This window comes from Natronorubrum sp. A-ect3 (genome assembly GCF_041821125.1).
In the GTDB taxonomy this organism is placed as follows: domain Archaea; phylum Halobacteriota; class Halobacteria; order Halobacteriales; family Natrialbaceae; genus Natronorubrum; species Natronorubrum bangense.
The window spans coordinates 63765-77814 of sequence record NZ_JBGUBB010000002.1 but is presented as its reverse complement, the minus strand read 5'-3'; the positions used below and the strand labels follow the sequence as shown (position 1 = coordinate 77814).

At 61.8% G+C, this 14050-nt stretch carries 15 protein-coding genes; 7 read left to right on the top strand and 8 right to left on the bottom strand.

The features are described 5' to 3' along the window. Nucleotides 1-12 precede the first annotated feature (12 nt). On the top strand, nucleotides 13-813 hold the full coding sequence (locus tag ACERJA_RS07005) for a helix-turn-helix transcriptional regulator (protein WP_373607536.1): 801 nt from the start codon (nucleotides 13-15) through the stop codon (nucleotides 811-813). A 53-nt stretch (nucleotides 814-866) separates the two neighbouring features. Here ACERJA_RS07005 and ACERJA_RS07000 read toward each other — a convergent pair whose 3' ends face one another. Beyond that, the gene (locus tag ACERJA_RS07000; RefSeq protein WP_373607535.1) at nucleotides 867-2456 is read right to left on the bottom strand and encodes an HTTM domain-containing protein; all 1590 of its coding nucleotides are present in this window, start codon (nucleotides 2454-2456) and stop codon (nucleotides 867-869) included. Nucleotides 2457-2653: 197 nt separating this feature from the next. Here ACERJA_RS07000 and ACERJA_RS06995 point away from each other — a divergent pair, with 197 nt between their 5' ends. Further along, entirely contained in the window at nucleotides 2654-3679 is a 1026-nt protein-coding gene (locus tag ACERJA_RS06995) for a hypothetical protein (RefSeq protein ID WP_373607534.1), read from the top strand. Here the strand turns inward: ACERJA_RS06995 and ACERJA_RS06990 are convergent. Next, nucleotides 3676-4020 (bottom strand): cupin domain-containing protein, encoded by a 345-nt coding sequence (locus ACERJA_RS06990; RefSeq protein WP_373607533.1) that lies wholly within the window; start codon nucleotides 4018-4020, stop codon nucleotides 3676-3678. The two genes, ACERJA_RS06995 and ACERJA_RS06990, sit on opposite strands and share 4 nt — an antisense overlap. On the opposite strand from ACERJA_RS06990, the gene ACERJA_RS06985 reads away from it, so the two are divergent. Continuing rightward, nucleotides 3991-4602, top strand: coding sequence for an AAA family ATPase (locus tag ACERJA_RS06985; protein WP_373608456.1), 612 nt, complete (start codon nucleotides 3991-3993; stop codon nucleotides 4600-4602). The two genes, ACERJA_RS06990 and ACERJA_RS06985, sit on opposite strands and share 30 nt — an antisense overlap. 218 nt (nucleotides 4603-4820) lie before the next feature. Beyond that, nucleotides 4821-6203 carry an FAD-binding oxidoreductase gene (locus tag ACERJA_RS06980; protein ID WP_373607532.1) on the top strand — a complete coding sequence of 461 codons (1383 nt, stop codon included), beginning with the start codon at nucleotides 4821-4823 and terminating at the stop codon, nucleotides 6201-6203. Between the two features lie 97 nt (nucleotides 6204-6300). On the opposite strand, the gene ACERJA_RS06975 is transcribed toward ACERJA_RS06980, so the two are convergent. From ACERJA_RS06975 to ACERJA_RS06955, 5 genes are all read right to left on the bottom strand, one after another. Continuing rightward, on the bottom strand, nucleotides 6301-7155 hold the full coding sequence (locus ACERJA_RS06975) for a hypothetical protein (RefSeq protein WP_373607531.1): 855 nt from the start codon (nucleotides 7153-7155) through the stop codon (nucleotides 6301-6303). A gap of 71 nt (nucleotides 7156-7226) precedes the next feature. Next, nucleotides 7227-8267 carry a dipeptide epimerase gene (locus ACERJA_RS06970; protein WP_373607530.1) on the bottom strand — a complete coding sequence of 347 codons (1041 nt, stop codon included), beginning with the start codon at nucleotides 8265-8267 and terminating at the stop codon, nucleotides 7227-7229. Next, nucleotides 8264-9280, bottom strand: coding sequence for a DUF1611 domain-containing protein (locus ACERJA_RS06965; protein ID WP_373607529.1), 1017 nt, complete (start codon nucleotides 9278-9280; stop codon nucleotides 8264-8266). The genes ACERJA_RS06970 and ACERJA_RS06965 overlap by 4 nt, the downstream gene beginning before the upstream one ends. Nucleotides 9281-9400: 120 nt before the next feature. Next, entirely contained in the window at nucleotides 9401-10336 is a 936-nt protein-coding gene (locus ACERJA_RS06960) for a Vms1/Ankzf1 family peptidyl-tRNA hydrolase (protein ID WP_373607528.1), read from the bottom strand. Between the two features lie 29 nt (nucleotides 10337-10365). Continuing rightward, a complete protein-coding gene (locus ACERJA_RS06955; RefSeq protein WP_373607527.1) occupies nucleotides 10366-10743 on the bottom strand; it encodes a DUF5802 family protein in 378 nt (125 codons plus the stop codon). Nucleotides 10744-11233: 490 nt separating this feature from the next. Between ACERJA_RS06955 and ACERJA_RS06950 the strand changes: the two genes are divergently transcribed. After that, nucleotides 11234-11992, top strand: coding sequence for a hypothetical protein (locus tag ACERJA_RS06950; RefSeq protein ID WP_373607526.1), 759 nt, complete (start codon nucleotides 11234-11236; stop codon nucleotides 11990-11992). A gap of 136 nt (nucleotides 11993-12128) precedes the next feature. Beyond that, nucleotides 12129-12785 (top strand): ArsR/SmtB family transcription factor, encoded by a 657-nt coding sequence (locus tag ACERJA_RS06945; protein ID WP_373608455.1) that lies wholly within the window; start codon nucleotides 12129-12131, stop codon nucleotides 12783-12785. A 210-nt stretch (nucleotides 12786-12995) separates the two neighbouring features. Here ACERJA_RS06945 and ACERJA_RS06940 read toward each other — a convergent pair whose 3' ends face one another. Then, complete coding sequence (locus ACERJA_RS06940) at nucleotides 12996-13580, bottom strand: DUF456 domain-containing protein (protein WP_373607525.1); 585 nt, start codon at nucleotides 13578-13580, stop codon at nucleotides 12996-12998. 119 nt (nucleotides 13581-13699) lie between these two features. Between ACERJA_RS06940 and ACERJA_RS06935 the strand changes: the two genes are divergently transcribed. Further along, complete coding sequence (locus tag ACERJA_RS06935; protein WP_373607524.1) at nucleotides 13700-13897, top strand: hypothetical protein; 198 nt, start codon at nucleotides 13700-13702, stop codon at nucleotides 13895-13897. The last annotated feature ends 153 nt before the right edge of the window (nucleotides 13898-14050 follow it).

Sequence of the window (14050 nt, the reverse complement as noted above, 5' to 3'; positions counted from 1 at the left end):
ACCAGCAATCATATGGAATCGGCACTCGAGGAGATCGAGTTTCTCGCCCTCTCGGCGAATCGTGTCGACGTGCTCAGGTTGCTCGCAGAGCGTGGCCACACACGCACCGAACTGGCCTCGGAGACGGGTGCCTCCCAGGCGACGCTTGGCCGAATCCTCAGTGATTTTCAGGAACGGTCGTGGATCCGACGCGTGGACAGCGAGTATACGGCGACTGCGACAGGAGAGCTCGTCGCGACAGGGTTTACCGATCTCCAAGCGATCATCGAGACCGAACGCCGGCTCCGAGATGTCGTCGACTTCTTGCCGGCCGCGTCGATGACCTTCGACCTGAAGCGACTGGCCAACGCGACGATCACGACCCCGAGCCAGACCCGACCGAACGCACCGCTCTCCCGGCTGCTCGAGTTGCTCGAAGACGCCGATGAGGTCCAGACGGTCTCCCATGCGTTCAATGAGCAGACGATTACCGTCGTGCAAGAACAGACCGCGACTGATTCACAGCTGTTCAACGGCGTTTTCTCGCGGCGCGCAATCAAGGCGCTGGCGGCCGACACAGAGCTTCGTGGCCGGCTCGAGGCGCTGCTTGGAACTGACGACGCCTCGGTACGGGTTCTCGATGGCGACGTCCCGCTCGCGGTCATGATCCTCGATGACGTCGTCTATCTACTCTTGCGAGACGAGTACGGTGTCTTGCGAGCGTCGATCGATACCGACGATGAGGTGGTCCGCTCGTGGGCACAGGACGCAGTCGACGACTACTGGGCGGATGCGACGCCACTCGACCTCGAGGACGACGAGTTTTCGGAGTGACTGGCGGGCCAGTCCGTGAAACGGCAGTTGGGGCCACGACGTGGCGGTCGTCGCTACTCGAACGCCGATGGTGGCCCAACGTCTTTTGGCTCGTTGTCGCCACAGCCGTGTGTGTAGAGCTGTCTCGCCGTGCTGTCACGCTCTGCGGGCGTCTGGGCCGTCTCGAGGGTCACGGTTTCTTCGACGAGATACATGTTCACGTGCGTGAGCTCGTCACTCCGTGCCGTGTTCCACTCTGTGCAGATGTGCTCGGCCAGCTCAGTCGGCGCGTCAGGTGGCTCTGCAGCGCTGACGCTATTCATATAAAACCGCTCTCGATACGTGTCATACTGTTTCTGGAGCTCGCCGTCTGGTCGCTCGTACGTCAGCGGCCGATCGTTGTAGACATCGACCTTGTCACCCGCTTCGGTTTCCGCCGGGAACACGTAGTATCTGGCCGACGTTCTGGGAGTTGGCGCGAAAATGCTCCATTCGGTTTGATGATCGACGAACGCAGCCACACCGCGTTCTGCCCCATCGATCGACGCGGCGTCGTCGTCGACGAGGCCGCCAGCCGAGAGGATCGAAACGAGCGCGACCAGTGTGAAGACGGCAACGGCTACTGTGACCGCGATTTTGCGTGGCTCTCGTGGGATCCACGCGCTGGTATCGATCCCGAGTCGCCATCGTGGAACTGAGGTCGCGATCGCATCCAGTCTCGAGCGATAGGCGCTGTCAGCAGCGGCTGGCACACCAATCCGCTTCGAGAGCGCCTCGAGGTCGTTCCAGAACGACGACTGCAAGAACAAACACAGGCCAGCGATTGCGACGAAAGCAAATGCGCCGATCCGGACTGTGACGGCAAATGAGAGGTGTGCGAACATAAATACCGAGACGAGAGCCGTCCGTGTGCGTCCCTGAGCGAGCACGAGCAGCCACGAGAACAGCAGCATGTAGTACCACGCTAGCCCACCGTACTGCAGCAGCGACGGGACCGAGCCGACGAGGTCGGCGAGTAGAAACGTCATGTCGTCGAGTCCGAGCACGAGGACGGCTGCCTCGCCGCTCGTCCACAGCTCGGACTGCGATTTGTGATAGCCGTTGACGACGTACATCGTGATCATCTGCAGCAGGATCAGTGCAGATGCGGGGTTTGCAACGGCGTCTCTCGGCTGGCGGTCAGCGTGGGCGGCGTCGATCGACCACCGTTCGCCAAGCGGGAGAAAGATCGCCCAGAACAGCAGCCACCAGAACAGCACGTCGGCATAGCTCAACACGAGCGGGTTCCGCAGATCGAGCGAGACGACAAACACGAGCGAGAGAACCGTCGCGATCCTGGTTCTGTAGCCCACAAGCAACTGCACCGCGAGCAGCCCCTGCAAGACGAACAACGCCGCGGTCACCGCTGGCTCCGTCGAAACGAAATAGACCGACCACACGTCGATCGGTGCAGCTTCCTTTGCAAGCGACTGGGGGACGACACCCTGGTCCGTATAAAACAGCGAGAAGTTCCGTGCACGGAGAAACAGATCAGCGAGGATCAACATCGCGACGCCGATACGGAACACAGCCAGCGTCCGTGTGTCGATCCGTACACGCGCCCGCAAAGCAGCACACAGACTGCGGACCGTTGTGGACGGGTCGATCACGTTCGCCCCCTTCATCTGTTAGAAACGTTCACAGAACGGGCATATGTCTTCTTGTTACAGCGTGCTCGAGCGAGTGCCAACCGATCTGCCGACGGTCGTTGGGGGAGTCCCGTGCCGTGTGGGAGTGACTGCGCTCAACCAGTATGGGCGGTGGGACCGTCGTCTCCCGGCCGAGGTATTTTATCAGCCGGCAGTGTCGTCTGTGACAGTCGATGAGCGATGGAGAGTCAGCTGATGAGTCAGATGGGCAGGAAAGACTCGGTGGGGCCCGTCTGTGGCTCCTACTGCGACTGAACCGCTGGGCGTTTACGGGCATTATCCTCGGGATCGTGTACGTCGTCCTCGTCGCGTCCAGTGTGGTCGACCTCACGCCATTACGTGTGATCGTCGACAACCAGGACGGCATCGAGTTCCTCTTTTCGGCGTTTATCGGCGCGATCATCACCGGGACCTCGATCGTCGTCACGATCAACCAGCTGGTGCTCTCACAAGAACTCGGCGCAATCGGTGACCAGCGCAACCGGATGCAGGAGGCGATGACGTTTCGACAGGATGTCGAAGAGACGATCGAGGAGGATGTGAGTCCACCCGAGCCCGCCGCCTTCCTCTACGAACTCGTCGACGGCGTTCACGAGCGAGCAATCGAACTTGAGGACGTGATGCAAGACGAACGCGACGAGGAGCTCCGAGAGAAGGTCAGCGACTACGTCGAGGACGCCACCGGAAACGCTGAGACCGTCAAGAAAGACCTCGAAAACGCTCAGTTCGGCACTTTCGGGGTGATCTGGAACGCGCTCAACTTCAACTACTCACGGAAGATCTACGATGCACGCAGGATCAGATCCGACCACGAGGACTCACTTTCCGACGAGGCAAACGAGAAGCTCGATCACACGATCGAGACGTTGAAGCTGTTCGGCCCGGCTCGCGAGCATTTCAAGACGCTGTACTTCCAGTGGGAGCTGATCAACCTCTCACGAGCGCTGCTGTACATCTCAATTCCATCGCTGACCGTAATGGGACTCATGATCATGTACATCGACGGCAACGCCCTGCTCGGCACGACGTTCGGCATCGACAACCTCGTCTGGGTGGCGAGCGCCGGCTTCGTCGTCGGACTTTCGCCGTTCGTGATTTTCATTGCGTACATTCTCAGAATCGCGACTATCGCAAAGCGAACCCTCGCGATGGGGCCCTTTATTCTCCGGGAGTCCGAACGCGACGAGGATCTCGGCTAGCGTGGTGCGCCGACTAATACGAGTTTCGCGCGCTCGTCGCCGCGATTGAAAATCTGTCGTGACTCGTCCGGATCGAGTCGGATCAGGTCGTCTGTCTCGAGTGCCACCGTCTCGTCCCGGTCGGCCAACTCGATTTCGGCGCTTCCGCTGACGACGCAATAGATCTCCTCCTGACCGGTGTGGGTCTCGTCGTGTGCTTTGCCCTTGCCACCGGGCTCGAGTTCGAGGATCGAAATGCCGAGATGGTCAGTTTCGAGTTCGTCTTTGAGAAACCACATCCCACCCCACTCTTCGGGAACGACTGACTCCGGATCGGTCTTGGTCGCGGTATCGTAGCCCATACCTCAACGTTCGAACGCGACTGTGAAACCGATGGGGGTGCCGGAATCCACCCACGCTGTCCGCAGTCGAACCCGACGACTGTTTTATCCCCAGCCCCTACCAGCGCTCGTGATCGGTGCGTGATCCTCGTCATCTGCGGGCCACCCGGTGCGGGCAAAACCACGATCGCGACAGCGCTCGCCGAGCGACTCGAGGCCCGCGGCGAAGCCGTCACCCTCCATCACTCCGACGAGTTCTCGAGTCGGACCTACGAACAACTGTACGAACGGGCACGCGAAGACCCCGAAGACGCGCTCACTATCGTCGACGGCACCTTCTACAAGCGCCGATGGCAGACCCAGTTTCACACCCTCGAGGACGTTCGGTTCGTCCACGTCACCGCGAGCCTCGAGACCTGCCTCGAGCGGAATCGATCGCGAGCCGACCCGATCGACGAGCAGGGCGTCCACGTCGTCTACCGGGAGTTCGACGAGCCCGACGCTGCCCTCGAGATCGATACCGACGACTGTGACGTCGAGACGGCTGTCGGTCGCCTCGAGCGTGCCCTCGAGGCGTGGGGCTGGCTCGCGGACGAGACGTGAGACAGGGAGCGTGGTATCGAACCGGTCTCGCGCAATCGGTCGATCGCTTGCAGGCAGTGATCCCCATGCATCGGTTGCACAGCAGTCAGTAGCTGCCAGGCTGTCACCGGCTAGCTACTTTGCTTCTGCAGTGGGACTTTCTTTGACTCGGTGACACGACGCGAGTTACTGAGGCGAAATAGCTGCTCTCCAGAACGGAGAACGAGAGGAAATAATCCATGACGACAACAGACGGCGACGTGGCGCTCGAGCAGTTGGAGGGAACGCACCGAGGCGAGTTGATCCGCCCCGATGACCCCGAGTTCGACGACGCGCGTACGATATACAACGCAATGATCGACAAGCATCCGCGGCTAATCGCTCGGTGCGCTGACGTCGCAGATGTACTCACAGCCGTAACGTTCGGTCGCGAACACGATCTCGAAACGGCGATCCGCAGCGGTGGCCACAACGGAGCCGGACTGTCCTCGGTTGACGACGGACTGGTCATCGATCTATCGAACATGACCGGCATCCGCGTCGAACCTGAAGCCGAGACCGTCCGCGTCGAACCCGGCTGTACCTGGGGCGACGTCGATCACGCCACTCACGCTTTCGGATTGGCAACAGTCAGCGGGGTCGTCTCCACGACCGGCGTCGGGGGGCTGACCCTGGGCGGCGGCCACGGCTATCTGACCCGCAAATACGGCCTGACCATCGATAATCTGGTGAGCGCAGACGTCGTGCTGGCCGACGGTCGCCTGGTTAGCGCAAGCGAGGACGAGAACGAGGACCTGTTCTGGGCGCTACGCGGCGGAGGCGGCAACTTCGGCGTGGTCACGTCCTTCGAGTTCCAGTTACATCCCGTCGAAACGGTCGTCGCCGGCCCGCTGTTCTGGCCGATCGACGAGCTTGAGGAGACGATGCGCTGGTACCGTGAGTGGCTCCCAGACGCACCAGATGACGTCTACGCCTTCTACCTGGTCGCCGAGGTCCCGGGAGATCCCTTCCCTGAAGAGATCCACGGCAAGAAGGTTTGTGGACTCCTCTGGTGTTATCTGGGGCCGGAAGACCAGGCCGCGGACGCGATCCAACCGGCGCGAGACGTTGCCGAGCCGCTGTTCGAACACATCGACCCGATTCCGTATCCAGCGCTGCAGAGCATGTTCGACGATCTCTACCCATCAGGCGACCAGTGGCACTGGAAGGGCGATTTCGTACATGAACTGACCGACGACACCATCGCCGAACACCTGCGCTTTGGGGAGGTTCCGACGCCGAAATCGACGATGCATCTCTATCCGATCGATGGTGCTGTCCACCGCGTCGACGAACACGACACTGCCTGGGGACACCGTGACGCTACCTGGTCTATGGTCATTGCGGGTGTCGATTCGGACCCTGCAACTCGAGACCTGATCACGGACTGGGCCCGCGACTACTGGGAAGCAGTCCACCCACACACGGCAGGTGGGTCGTACGTTAACTTCATGATGGATGAAGGACAGGACCGGATACAAGCCACCTACGCCGACAACTACGAGCGGTTGCAAGAGATCAAGGCGACGTACGATCCGGACAACTTCTTCAACGTGAACCAGAACATCAAGCCAGCACAATGAGTCACGTCAGGGGGATCGATCCACTCGCAGCTCGTCGGTCTACAGTGACGACGCGATCGCGGCGCTTCGAGCGCGGGGACTCAAATGTCGAGGGGAACTACAACTCGGGAGTCAGCGCCGCAAGCTCGTCGGGGCGCTGTTCGGGAACGAGGTCGCTCGGGAGCGCGTCCCAATCGAGGGTGTCGGTTCCGGGTTTGGCACCGGTTTCGAAGCCGGGGTCGTCGGCAGGCTCTTGATCCCGATACTCCCGCGGCGGTCCGTCGTGGGCGTAGACACCCTCGGGGTGGTCGACCGTCCAGACGTGCATCATACAGGGCGTCCGACAGGGCAGTGTTACGTCGCCGTCTTCGAAATCGCGTTCGTAGGCCTGCCGGTAGTACCACCATGCGAATCGGCCGGGGAGGCCGGCGTGGTAGTGCCAGGGCGAACACAGATCCTCGGTGTCGTCGCCGTAGACTGCGGGCGGCTCGATCGGCTCGCCGTCTTCCGTCGCGATGAACATGACACCGATCGAGCGCCACGTCTCGTTGTCGACGAGCACGGATTCTGGTCGTTCGGGGTCGAGAACGGCGTCGTCGCCGACGTATTCCGGGTTGATCCAGTGTGACCAGCCGTCGGCATCCCGGTCGAGCGTGTCGAAGTACGGTTTAAACCCTGCCTCGACCAGCGCGCCCGCATCTGAATACTGCTCCTCGAGCGTCTCCTGGACCGCCGCTCGCAGTTCGACCGTCGCTGGATGGTCGTCCGTACAGCCAGCCATCCCGTCATCTACGCAGTGACCCATACTCGGCTCGAGCGTTGCGTCGGGACAGTGACTGTTGAACCAGCTGGTCGAGACGCTTCCCTCCGCGCTCGCCTGTCCTGTCCCAACTGCTGCAATAGTGACCGTTCCCGCTGCAGCCCGCAAGAGTGACCGACGTGACACGTGTCGATGGCCGTTACTGTCGTCCATACGACCACTGTCCACACCAACGACTCTCATAAACCCCTGCTGGTGGGTATCGTGACTGTCCAGTTGCGTGACTACTCGAGGGCCGCGCCGGTGCCCGGTCGCTCGAGAGCCGCGAGGTCGACCCGGCCGTCAGGCATCGGGACGCCGTCGTAGGGGTCGTCGGCGAGCAACAGCGAGCCGTCGATGTCGGCGTAGTCGAGCAGCGGCGCGAGGTGGGCAGCCGCCGCAATAGAGGCGTTAGACTCGGTCATACAGCCACACATGACCTCGAGGCCGTGGGCGCGGGCGGTGTGGATCATCCGTTTCGCTTCCCGAAGACCGCCACACTTCATCAGTTTCAGATTCGCGATGTCACAGCGGTCGGCGATCTGTGGGATGTCCTCGAGGGTCACGCAGGATTCGTCGGCGGCGATCGGCAACGCCGAGCGCTCGTAGACGAATCGCAGTCCCTCGCGATTCTCGGCGGGCACGGGCTGTTCGACGAACTCGAGGTCGAACTCGGTCAACCGCTCGATCTTCCGGACCGCCTCGCGAGGGGCCCAGGCCTCGTTGGCGTCGACGAAGAGGTCGACGTTGGGGGCGACCGATCGGATCGTCCGGATGATCTCGATATCCCGATCCGTGCCGAGTTTGACTTTCAGGCGGCCGTAGCCGCGCTCGAGTGCCGTCTCCGTCTTCTCGCGCATCGACTCCGTATCGTCGATCCCGATGGTGTAGGAGGTCTCGAGCGTGTCGGCAGGGTCGAGTCCCCAGTACTGATAGAGTGGAACGTCGAGGCGTTTCGCCGCGAGATCGTGGCAGGCGATGCTGACCGCAGTTCGGGCGGCCGGGTTGCGCTCGACCGTCTCGCGCATGCGACGTTCGATCCGCGCGAGGTTGTGCGGGTCGTCGACCGCTTCGACGACGGCGAGCAGGTCCGGCAGGACGGCTTCGACGGTGGCCGGCGTTTCACCGTAATGTGGAGCCGGCCCTGCGCCGCCGATGCCGACCCGTCCGTCTTCGTCTTCGACGTGAACCGTCACGACTTCCGATTCGGTCTGTGTCCCACGAGCGATCGTAAACGGATACTCGAGCGGGAGCGAGCGCCGTTCGAACGATGTTTCAAGGCTCATAGCAGGGCGTCGAGGACCGTCTCACTGTCGAACCGAACGACGTCGGTCGCAGGAACGTCGATCGCGTCGGCGTACTCATCAGCCGCCTTACGGGCTTCGTCGTCCTCGAGGTCGGACGTGTTGAGCGCGCCGGCAACAATCTCGCTGTCGGCGACGGGCGCGGCAAGGCTCTCATAGAGGTCGATATACGTCGAGAGGTCGGGAAGCGGGAACGACTCGTAGCCGTGGACGACCTCACGGCCGGCGTCGTGACAGAGCACGAGTTTGTCCGCCATCGCGCCATGGAGGATACCACAGGTCACGGCGGAGTAAGCCGGGTGGACGATGCTGCCTTGCCCTTCGACGAAGAGGTAGTCGTGCTCGTCACCTTTCTCGAGGATCATCTCCTCGACGGCCCCCGCGGTGAAGTCGCTGACGACCCGGTCGATCGGGTTCCCCCAGCCCTCGATCATGATCCCCGTCTGGCCAGTCGGGATTACGGCAGCGTCGTAGCCGGCCTCGCGAGCGTCACGGGCGAGTTCCATCGAGACGGTCATCTTCCCGACCGAGCAGTCGGTACCGACAGTGAGGATAACCTCGGCGTCGACCTCGTTGGCGACACCCTGACTGACCGTCAGGTCGTCGCTCGGTTTTCGGACGTCTCGAAGCTCACAGTCGTTCTCGGCGGCGAGCTGGACGAACTCTTCGTCCTCGTCGAGAAAGTAGTGCAGTCCCGAAATAACGTCACAGCCACGCTCGAGGGCCGTGCGGACGTCCACACGCCAGCTCTCCTCGAAGCCGCCCCCGATCGGCGCGATACCGATCAGCAGGGCGTCGACCTCGTCGGCCTCGAGGTCGGCCATCGATTCACGAATTGGTGCATCCTGGACGTCCGAAACGAAGTCGTTGACTCGCTGTCCGGCCGTCTCGCGGTCGAGGACGGCGACGGCTTCGTAGTCGGCGTACCGAAGCACACCAAGTGCTGTTTTCGCACGGTCGGGGAACTTCTCATGTGCAAGAATTGCGACGCGCATACACGAGCATTGTCGACGGCCTATTTAACCGTACAGATCACAAGAGAATGGCAGCCGGTAGTCGGCTCCCGCGACGCTCAGCACACCAGTCCTCGAGGAGTCTCCTGTCGCGTGCCAGCCTCAGAGCACTCGCAGATCCGTCGTCCAGAACGACCGGTGAGCATCCTCGAGTGCGGGTTTCGGATCGCCGGTTGCATCGACAGCCGCAGTGCCCGCGGGCTCGAGGCCGGCGTCGTCGACGAGCGTCCCGACGACGCCGCGCTGGCCGACGACGAACAGGCGCTCGACGTCGTCGGGGACGTACTCGAGAGCGTCGACACAGCGCTCGAGGTGGGCGTCGATCTGATCGTCGCGGATGCGTTCGAACCGAGCCTGCGAGAAGCCGCCTTTCGAGTGACTGCCTTTGACGTCGCTGTCGAACCCGCGATAGTCGACGCGCTCGTCGCCGTCGTAGATCCCAAGCGCGAACAGATCGGCCCGCACGAGCGCAAGCGCATAGCGGCCGGTCGGCAGGAACCACTCGCGTTCGAGTGCGAACTGATCTCCCCAGCCGACTCGGTGGTCACCGTCGAGATGCACCGGCGGCTCGAGCGTGACACTAATGAGGCCAGCATCGTCAGCACACACCACGCAGGGGGCGGCGTCATCGACAAGCGCGACTCGCTCGCCGAGGACGTCCTCGAGGTCGACATCGACCTCGTCTTGAAGCCCCGCGAGGCCGTCCTCGCCGACGACTGCCGTCAACGCGCCTTCGGGACCCGTCCGGAACGAGGTGAGCCGGTCGACCACCTCGGCGAGTCGGCTGCCGCGAAGCTGTTCGCGGCGGCGCACCTCCAGGCCAGTTTCGTCGTCACCGACCCGCTCGAGTTCGCCTTCGAGTTGGGCGATGCGGTCCTCGAGCCGGTTCACCTCCGCTTCGACGTCCTGTCTGGCCGTGGCAGCCTCCGCGCGGCGGTCGGATTCGGCCTCGTAGCGCTTTTGCAGGCGCTCGTTTTCTTCCTCGAGTTCGTCGATACGCGCTTTCAGCGAGGCGCGGCCGAGCAACTCATCGAGCATCTGACTGAACAGGCGAAGCGAAAATACTTCTAGGTTCCGGCGTCCGGCAGGTCGTTTCCGGGACCCGACCAGTCGCCAGTGAACGCGAGCAACTGCTGGGCACGTTCGCGGCGGGCAAGCAACACCTCACGAAGCGAGGGCGGATTTCGAACGTCAGTTCCCTCGAGTACCGGTTCGGGGAGGGCAAGCGTGTTCGTCGGGACGGCATCGTTTCCATGAACCGAGAAGTGCTGGGACTCGAGTTTCATCACCAGTGGCGCATCGAGCCGTTCAATGCCGTCACCGCGTGCATAGAGCTCCTCGTTTAGTCGTTCGTGTTGCTTGCTATCCATGAGGGCGTGATCCCCGTCGGTTGGGGTCACGTAGAGTCGTCCGAGATAGTAGCTCCGCGAAAACACCTCGAACATGGTATGTCATACCAAGGGATGGCGAGATATAACTATTTTCGAACAGAGTTAAGTTGGAGGACTATCAGGGCAGAAGATCGGTACAGGATTCGGACACAACGAGACACATGTTCGGCTCTCGAGGTCGTTGCGCGTCGAACAAGCATTTTATAAACGGTTAAACAGCCACTGTGAACGATGATCACGAGGTGAGACCGTTGGCGAGGGCCATCGCTGGTCTCCAACGCAGTGGTATAGTAGCCACTGCAAGTCAATGCACACCTGATCGCACGACGGCTGTGCGATCAGTGTGTAAATCGTTGCAGTTGTTACTATAGGATCGACTCGGTTACAGCGGCCCCACACTCGAGGTTCAGGCACCGGTTGGACTTCCGTGAACGTGGGTGAAGCTGGTGTAAACGCTTCGAACGGATTTTCAACAGTCGTGGACCGATTGAACGGTTCAAACGAAGGTCTGTCTTTTTAGTATGTTCGAAAGTACAGAAGGGTAATGACCACCACTCGGTCGGTTGCACTTCTCGTGTTGGTCGCCACCGTTGGGTTGATGATTGCCCCCATTGCAAGCGGTGCCGTCGCAGGAGTGTTAACGGATGAGACGACAACCGAGACCGAAACCACCGACTCGGCGACAAACACCTCCGTGTCGATGTTTATGCAGTCCAGTGCAGCCGAGACTGAAAACGCGGTTGACGACGGGATGTTCGAAGCGAAGTATAGCGCTGCAGACAACGACAGTCAGACAGCTCTCGTCCACGATCGAACGGCTGATCTCGAGGACAAACTCGAGGCGCTCGAGGCCGAACGCGAAGCGCTTCGTGAGCAACAGGACGACCTCCACCCCGGGGAGTATCAGGCGCGGATGACGCGACTCACTGTCGAAATTCAGTCGCTCGACCGATCAGCAGGACAGATCGAACACCGGGCTGACGAGGCCGGTGTTGGCGACCGGGTCGCTCACCTCCAGGCAAACGCATCAGCGTTGACCGGCCCCGAAGTGTCCGAGTTCGCACGGAGTCTCGCTGGCGGGGGGCCATCCAACGGCTCCGGCCCACCGGCGGAGACACCAGGCAACGAGTCGACTGCAACTACGGGAGCCGAGGCCGGCCCACCGGCGGAGACACCAGGCGCCAGTTCGGATTCCGAGCAGGAGTCTGACACTGCACCGCCGACAAACGGCTCGGATGCCGACTCGAGTCCCGGCTCAGAAGCCGGGGCTGGCTCCGACAGTAGCCCGAACACCGACAGTTGAGCCGATCGGAAAGCTGCCAGTCTGTCACCCACGTCGGCATCTGACGGCTCTGTGAGACGGTAACGGCCCTGAACTGGGCGAAAACGGTAGTGGCGAGCAGACACTCTTTTTAGCGGCGACTCCCAACCATCTCATGATGGATTCCGCCGAACTGCTGGATTTGTTGGGAAACGAAAACCGGAGGCGTATTCTCCGGCTTCTCGCCCGCAAACCCTGTTATGTCACTGAAATATCCGACTATCTCGGCGTGAGTCCCAAGGCAGTCATCGAACACCTTCGAAAGCTCGAGGACGCGGGGTTGATCGAGAGCCGCGTCGACGATCAACGCCGGAAATATTTTCATATCGCCCGTCACGTCCGTCTCGAGGTCAACGTCTCGCCGTATGGCTTTGCGAGCAAGAGCGCCTACCCTGCAAACAGTAGCCTCGATATCACGTCCTGGCGGCATCTCACACTCGACGTCTTTCCCGACGAGATGGACGACCTCGACGGCCTGTTGCGTGCACTCGAGGAGTTAGAGCAACTCGAAAACGAACTCTCACTGGCCCAACGGTGGGTGCAGGGGCAACTCTGTGACGTACTCGACCAGATTTCTGAAACCGCCGGTACCGGACCCGAAAGTCGAATCTACGCTGACGTACTGGCAAGTATTCGAACGGAACCGAAGTCGGTGGGTGAACTCAGCAGAGACGTCGAGGCCCCTCGAGAAGTCGTCGCCGAACTGCTCGAGTCGATGGCTGACGAGGGAATCGTTCGCCGAGCCGAGCGTGGCTGGGAGCTGACGTCGGAGTAGCGTTCAAACGCCACTGACAGCCGTCGGACAGCCTTTCGGAGCAAGCACAACGCCTCGCCGTTCACGGCATGGCGAGAGCAGAGCTCTCGCTGTCGGTCGAAAGACGGCCGTCTTTCGTGAGGACGAGACGCGTACCATCTCGAACCACAGCCGAACCGCATCGCTTTTCGAGGACAGGGAGACGCGCCGTCGAAGGACAAACGTACCGTTTCACGGAACCTCGCGGGTCAACCCGTTTCGCAAGTCGCGACCGAAGTAGTAGCCGATGAGCGAGGCGACCAGTCCGACGGCAACGCCAACGGCGACAACGGTCTCGAACGAGCCAGCGGCGGCGAGAAACGCGTTACTGGCCACCGCAGACACCCCACCGACCGTGGTCCCGGCAGCCGTCAACTCGAGATAGCGCCGTCTGGACGTCAGCAACCCGACAGCAAACGCAACGCCGAGGATGCCGATGATCCGTCCAGCGATCGGGATCGTCATCCCGCCAGCGAGCAGCCCAGCGCCGATGAGGAGGACGAACGCGAGAAACGCCCGCGGTGAGAAATAGGAGTCGGCCGAGAGCCACGATCGGACCCCTTCGAGCCGCGAGGAATCCGTTTTCGTGTCGTCGGACGGCATCTCGTGGGTCGATTCGGCCGACAGATCAGCACTCGTGTCGGACAGCCGATCAGCCGATGCCGACGACTCGTCACCACCGGACTCGAGGCCAGCATCCGAGAGCAGTCGATCCGTCTCCTCGAGGAGGTCCTCGGTGTCGCGGCTCTCGGTCACCTCGTCCGAGCGGTCGCTCATACGAAACCGTTGCGTCGCCGAGAGCATGGGCTTTTCCCTGCCCATTCGAGTCCGCCACCGTGTTCGACAGCCGACACGAGGCTCCCGTTTTTTCACGACGGAACCGGTACCAGTGATCGATGAACGCCGAGTTGTTGGCGTTCGGCGCCAGCGCACTCGCCCTGGGAGTTGGGGTGTTGGTCGCCGCCCGCCGCCTCTATCCACGACTCGAGTTGCCCGACGACGCCGAGTCCTCGCTACAGCTTCTGACCGCGATGATCGCCGGCATCCTCCTCCTGGCCGGACTGGGCCTGGTCCTGCTCGGTCTGTTCGGCTGAGACCGGCAGACGGCACTCAAGAGACAGCCAGTCACGAACGCGTGGTCATCACGACGGCGATGGTCGCAGTGACAGACTCGATCTGCACGTCGCTCTGTCCGGCCACCCGCATGACTCCCCGGCAGACGCGCTCGAGTCGCCGCTGGAGCCACT